Source organism: Streptomyces recifensis (assembly GCF_002154615.1).
GTDB classification, from domain to species: Bacteria; Actinomycetota; Actinomycetes; order Streptomycetales; family Streptomycetaceae; genus Streptomyces; species Streptomyces griseoluteus.
Genome location: NZ_MUNH01000307.1, coordinates 1 through 4,689, shown reverse-complemented (window position 1 = coordinate 4,689; position 4,689 = coordinate 1). Strand labels below are relative to the sequence as shown.

Annotated in this window: 5 protein-coding genes; 3 read left to right on the top strand and 2 right to left on the bottom strand. The window is 73.6% G+C overall.

The window, feature by feature from the left end; genetic code table 11:
* Positions 1–266 precede the first annotated feature (266 nt).
* Entirely contained in the window at positions 267–470 is a 204-nt protein-coding gene (locus tag CCN33_RS17360; RefSeq protein ID WP_086694504.1) for a PspC domain-containing protein, read from the top strand.
* 144 nt (positions 471–614) lie between these two features.
* Here the strand turns inward: CCN33_RS17360 and CCN33_RS17355 are convergent, their stop codons facing one another.
* Positions 615–968 carry an ATP-binding protein gene (locus tag CCN33_RS17355; protein WP_086694505.1) on the bottom strand — a complete coding sequence of 118 codons (354 nt, stop codon included), beginning with the start codon at positions 966–968 and terminating at the stop codon, positions 615–617.
* A gap of 465 nt (positions 969–1,433) precedes the next feature.
* Here CCN33_RS17355 and CCN33_RS17350 point away from each other — a divergent pair, with 465 nt between their 5' ends.
* Positions 1,434–2,195 carry an alpha/beta hydrolase gene (locus CCN33_RS17350; RefSeq protein WP_086694503.1) on the top strand — a complete coding sequence of 254 codons (762 nt, stop codon included), beginning with the start codon at positions 1,434–1,436 and terminating at the stop codon, positions 2,193–2,195.
* 6 nt (positions 2,196–2,201) lie between these two features.
* On the opposite strand, the gene CCN33_RS17345 is transcribed toward CCN33_RS17350, so the two are convergent.
* Positions 2,202–3,155 (bottom strand): LysR family transcriptional regulator, encoded by a 954-nt coding sequence (locus CCN33_RS17345; RefSeq protein ID WP_086694502.1) that lies wholly within the window; start codon positions 3,153–3,155, stop codon positions 2,202–2,204.
* A 63-nt stretch (positions 3,156–3,218) separates the two neighbouring features.
* Between CCN33_RS17345 and CCN33_RS17340 the strand changes: the two genes are divergently transcribed.
* The gene (locus CCN33_RS17340) at positions 3,219–4,520 is read left to right on the top strand and encodes an MFS transporter (protein WP_086694501.1); all 1,302 of its coding nucleotides are present in this window, start codon (positions 3,219–3,221) and stop codon (positions 4,518–4,520) included.
* Positions 4,521–4,689 lie beyond the last annotated feature (169 nt).

Below are 4,689 nucleotides of genomic sequence, written 5' to 3'. Positions count from 1 at the left end.
GGTGTACGACCGGGGACGTACGCGGGGCCGACCGGGTTGCCGCGGCAGGCGTGGCGGGTCCGGCCGGCGGTGCGGTGAGCGTGCGCGGGGAGCTTTCTCAGGGGCGGACCCCGACGATTCCCAGGGTCGGTATCGCCCCTTAGAGTGACGCTTCTCCCGCTTCGTCTCCGTACCGTTGGGCATACGACGACAGACGGGGGCGCGGCACTCGGCCCGCCCCCGGCAGGCGGCCCGGTCGCGGGCCGACGACGACGGAGGAGCCCGCCATGACCGCCCTTGCCCGCCCCACCAACGGCCGCATGATCGGCGGCGTGTGCGCCGCGCTGGCCCGGCGTTTCGGTCTGTCGGCGGGGACGATGCGGGTGATCTTCCTGGTGTCCTGTCTGCTGCCCGGCCCGCAGTTCCTGCTCTACATAGCCCTGTGGATACTGCTGCCCTCCGAGGACAAGGCCCGCACCACCGCCTGGTGAGCGAGCCCCCGGTCGGCTTCCGCTCACGCGAAACGCCGCCGAGGTCGTCCCGGAGAGCACCGGACGGCCTCGGCGGCGTCGTGTATGGACCGAGGGCCTGTCCGACAGGCCCTCGCGCGTGGGGAGCGGCGCGCGGGGCGGGTGTCAGCCGAGCGGGATGCCGTTGAGGCCCAGGCCGTGGGTGGGCAGGCCCTGCACCGGCAGACCCCCGAGCAGTCCGGCGACGGGCGCGGTCGGCCCCTGGGCGAGCACCTTCTGCACGGCGGGGCGAGCGGTGTTCAGCCCGCCGCCGATCACACCCTGCCCCTGGGAGACGGCCTCGGCGGCGCCGGGCAGCACCTGGGTGACGTTCGCGGCCGGCAGCGTGTGGGCGACGGAACCCACGACGGGGAGGGCGTCCGGGGCGAGCGGAGCCGCGTCGGCAGCGCCCGCGCCGGCGGCGGCGAAAGCGGCACCGAGGGCGGCGACACCGAGGGTCTTGGCAGCAGACTGCTTCATGGTGAATGCGTCCTTGAATGCGGAGACATGGATCACGGATGATCCGAGCGGTCCATGACCGTAAACATCACGGACCGCCCGCCGCAATCACCGAAATGCGGACGGCCGGTGAATGTCTGTACGCATTCTCCGGGCGCGCCATTAGTAATACAGACCTCCTCTTTCCGCATACGCCCTGGTGACAGCGGCGAGTGGGAACGGTCGTCCGGGCTGTCGCCCTTCGCGTCCGGGGCGGGTGAAGTCGGTTGCCGCCGTGGACCGTTCATCGAAAGGAATGAACCTTGCTTTCATCGCATTGACTTCCGGGCCGGCACCGGAAATCGAGCGTGCGGACGGGCTCCTCGACAGGATGCGCGCATTCCGGCCGTTCACGCGGTGGCGCGATCCGTACCCCGTGCGCGTCGATACGCAATGGTGACCGCCGGGAAGGGTTTCGTACACCGCGCCTTCTGACAGTGTTCTGCCATGGGACAGCAAGCGACGACGCCGGTCCGGACGGCGAGGCTGGGAAAGGCGGTCGGCCCCGCGCCGGGCGCGGTCAGCGGAGCGGTACTCGTGCTCCCCGGCGGGGACGAGGTCTCCACCCGCAGGCCGTCCCCGTTCCTGCCCGGCACCTTCGCCCGCGCCCTGGCCCGCAGCCTGGCCCGCGCCGGCCGGGAGGAAGGGCTCGCCGTCCACCCGGTCCACTACCGCTACCGCGGCTGGAACGGCGCCGAGGCCCATCTCGCGGCGGACGCCAACTGGGCCGCGGACGAGGTGGTGCGGCGGTACGGGGACGTGCCGGTGTGCCTGGTCGGGCTGGACATGGGCGGCCGGGCCGCGCTGGGCGCCGGGGGCCACGAGGCGGTCAACTCCGTGGTGGCGATCGCCCCGTGGCTGCCGGAAGAGGGCGCGGACGCCGACGAGCCGGTCAAGCAGTTGGTGGGGCGCCGGGTGCTGATCGCGCACGGCACGAACGACGAACGGTGCGATCCGGAGCTGTCGTTCCGGCTGGCGGCCCGCGCGAAGAAGGTGAACCGGGAGGTGTGCCGGTTCGAGGTGCACTCCGACGGGCACGGGCTGCACCAGCACCGGGACGAAGTGCTCGCGCTGACCGTGGACTTCGCCCTGGGCGCCCTGTTCGGCGGCCCGCTGTCGCGCCCGGTGGAGGACGCGCTCGCGGCGCCGCCGCCGATAGGACTGCGGATGCCGCTGGCGTCGGGGTTCGGGAAGTCGCTGCGCAGATAGCCGGGTTCAGGAGGGGAGCAGCCCGCCCCGCCTGGAGAGCAGGAACTTCTTGAAGGCGGCCACCGGCGGGGTGTCCGTGCGGTCGGCCAGCCAGGCGACGCCGATCTCGCGCACCGCCCTCGGCGCGGTCACCGTCAGTTCCACCACGCCCGGCCGGGGCACGGTGGGCGGCGGCAGCAGGGCGACCCCGAGTCCCGCGGCCACCAGCCCGCGCAGCGTCTCCGCCTCCTCCCCCTCGAAGGCGACCCTGGGCCGGAACCCGGCCTCGCGGCACAGGTCGTCGGTGATGCGGCGCAGGCCGTAGCCGGGCTCCAGGGTCACGAAGGTCTCGTCGGCCGCCTCGGCGAGCCTGATGCGGCGGCGGCCGGCCAGCCGGTGGTCGGCCGGGACGACCAGGCGCAGCTTCTGCTCGTCCAGCCGCCGGGCGACCAGGTCGGGCGCGTCCGGCACCGGAGAGGTGAGGCAGAGGTCCAGCTGGCCCGCCCGGAGCCCCTCCAGCATGGCCTCGCCGTAGTTCTGCACCAGGCTGAAGCGCACCCGGGGATGGTCGGCGCGGAAGGCGTGCAGCAGACCGGGTACGGTCTCGGGGCCCATGGTGTGCAGGAAGCCGAAGGCGACCTTGCCGGTCGCCGGGTCGGCGTCCGCGCGGACCTCCTCGGCGGCGCGCTCGACCTCGGCGAGGGCCCGCTCCACCGAGCCGAGGAAGGTGCGGCCGGCCGGGGTGAGGGAGACGGTGCGGCCGTGCCGGGCGAACAGGTCCACCCCGAGGTCCTGCTCCAGCCGGACCATCGCGCGGGAGAGGGTGGACTGCGGGACGTTCATCTCGTGCGCGGCGCGGGTGACGTGCTCGGTGCGGGCCACCCCGGCGAAGTAGGCGAGGCGGGGCGCGAGCAGCAGCGCCATGTCTTCTGTGTCACCGGACGGTGACAGGCGTGGCTGTGACCTTCGCTGATGCTCCATGGGAACGATTATGGCGATTCCATGCATTGGACGGATGAGCGGTCGCGTCCGTAGCTTCGAGGCATGTCTCCCGCCAGTACCGGGGCGTCCATCAGCGTGGACGCCCGCACGCCCGTCCCCTCCCCCGAGACCTCCGCTCCGGCCCCGGCCGACTCGCGGCTGACGCCGGGCGGCCCCGGTTACCGCAGGATGAGCTTCGCCCTCTTCCTCGCGGGCGTGGCGACCTTCGCGCTGCTGTACTCCACCCAGGCGCTGCTGCCGCTGATCTCCGACGACTACGGGGTGGCGGCCGGCGAGGCGAGCTGGACCGTGGCGGCGGCGACCGGCGGGCTGGCCCTGTTCGTGCTGCCGATGAGCGCGCTGTCGGAACGGTTCGGGCGCCGGACCGTGATGACGGCGTCCCTGATGGTCGCTGTCGGCGTCGGCCTGCTGGTGCCGTTCGCGCCGTCCATCGGCGCGCTGGTCGCGCTGCGGGCCGTGCAGGGTGCCGCGCTGGCGGGGCTGCCCGCCTCCGCGACGGCGTACCTGGCCGAGGAGGTCCGGCCCAAGGCGCTGGTCACGGCGATCGGCCTGTTCGTCGCGGGCAACAGCGTGGGCGGCATGAGCGGCCGGGTCATCACCGGCTGGGTGGCGCAGGAGTGGGGCTGGCGGATCGCCGTCGGGGTGATCGGCCTGGTCGCGGTGGGCTGCGCGGTGGCGTTCCGGCTGCTGCTGCCCGCGCCCCGGCACTTCGAGGCCGGTTCGCTGCGCCCCCGCGTACTGGCCCGGGCGGTCCGTGACCACCTCTCCTCCCCGCTGCTGCGCCGCCTGTACGCGATCGGCGCGCTGTTCATGACGGTGTTCGGCGGCGTGTACACGGTGATCGGCTACCGGCTGACCGAGGCGCCGTTCTCGCTGCCGCAGGGCATCATCGGCTCGATCTTCCTGGTCTACCTGGTCGGCACGGTCTCCGCGTCGTCGGCGGGCCGGCTGGTGGGCCGCCTCGGCCGCCGGGGCGCGCTGTACACGGCGGCCGCCACGACGGCGGCGGGCCTGCTGCTGTCACTGGTGCCGGCCCTGCCGCTCGTCCTGCTGGGCCTGGTACTGATCACGGCCGGCTTCTTCGCGGGCCACGCGGTCGCCTCCTCGGCGGTCGGCAAGACGGCCACGCACGGCCGCGCCCAGGCGACCGCCCTGTACCAGTCGTCGTACTACATCGGCTCCAGCGCGGGCAGCACCGTCGGCGCGCTCGCCTTCCACTCCGGCGGCTGGGCGGGCACGGTCGGCGTCGGCCTGCTCGCGGTCGCGGGGGTCGTCGCGATCACCGCGCTGGGCACCCTCGCGGCCCGCACCGCCGCGCGCCGGGAGGCCGTACCGGCGCACTGATCCGGTGCGTGCGCCCGCCCGAGCTGCGGGTTTCCCGAGTCCGGGAGCCATTGTCAGTGGGCTGCGGTAGCTTCCGGAGTACTGGGGCGCGACGGCGCGCGTACGGGACGGCCACAGGGGTGGGTGGACGATGAGTGACAGCACGGCGACGGCGGACCTCGATGTCGCG

Bases quoted from the DNA above. Each gene is read 5' to 3' on its own strand.
- CCN33_RS17360 (WP_086694504.1), top strand. From the start codon at position 267: ATGACCGCCCTTGCCCGCCCCACCAACGGCCGCATGATCGGCGGCGTG.
- CCN33_RS17355 (WP_086694505.1), bottom strand. From the start codon at position 968: ATGAAGCAGTCTGCTGCCAAGACCCTCGGTGTCGCCGCCCTCGGTGCC.
- CCN33_RS17350 (WP_086694503.1), top strand. From the start codon at position 1,434: ATGGGACAGCAAGCGACGACGCCGGTCCGGACGGCGAGGCTGGGAAAG.
- CCN33_RS17345 (WP_086694502.1), bottom strand. From the start codon at position 3,155: ATGGAGCATCAGCGAAGGTCACAGCCACGCCTGTCACCGTCCGGTGAC.
- CCN33_RS17340 (WP_086694501.1), top strand. From the start codon at position 3,219: ATGTCTCCCGCCAGTACCGGGGCGTCCATCAGCGTGGACGCCCGCACG.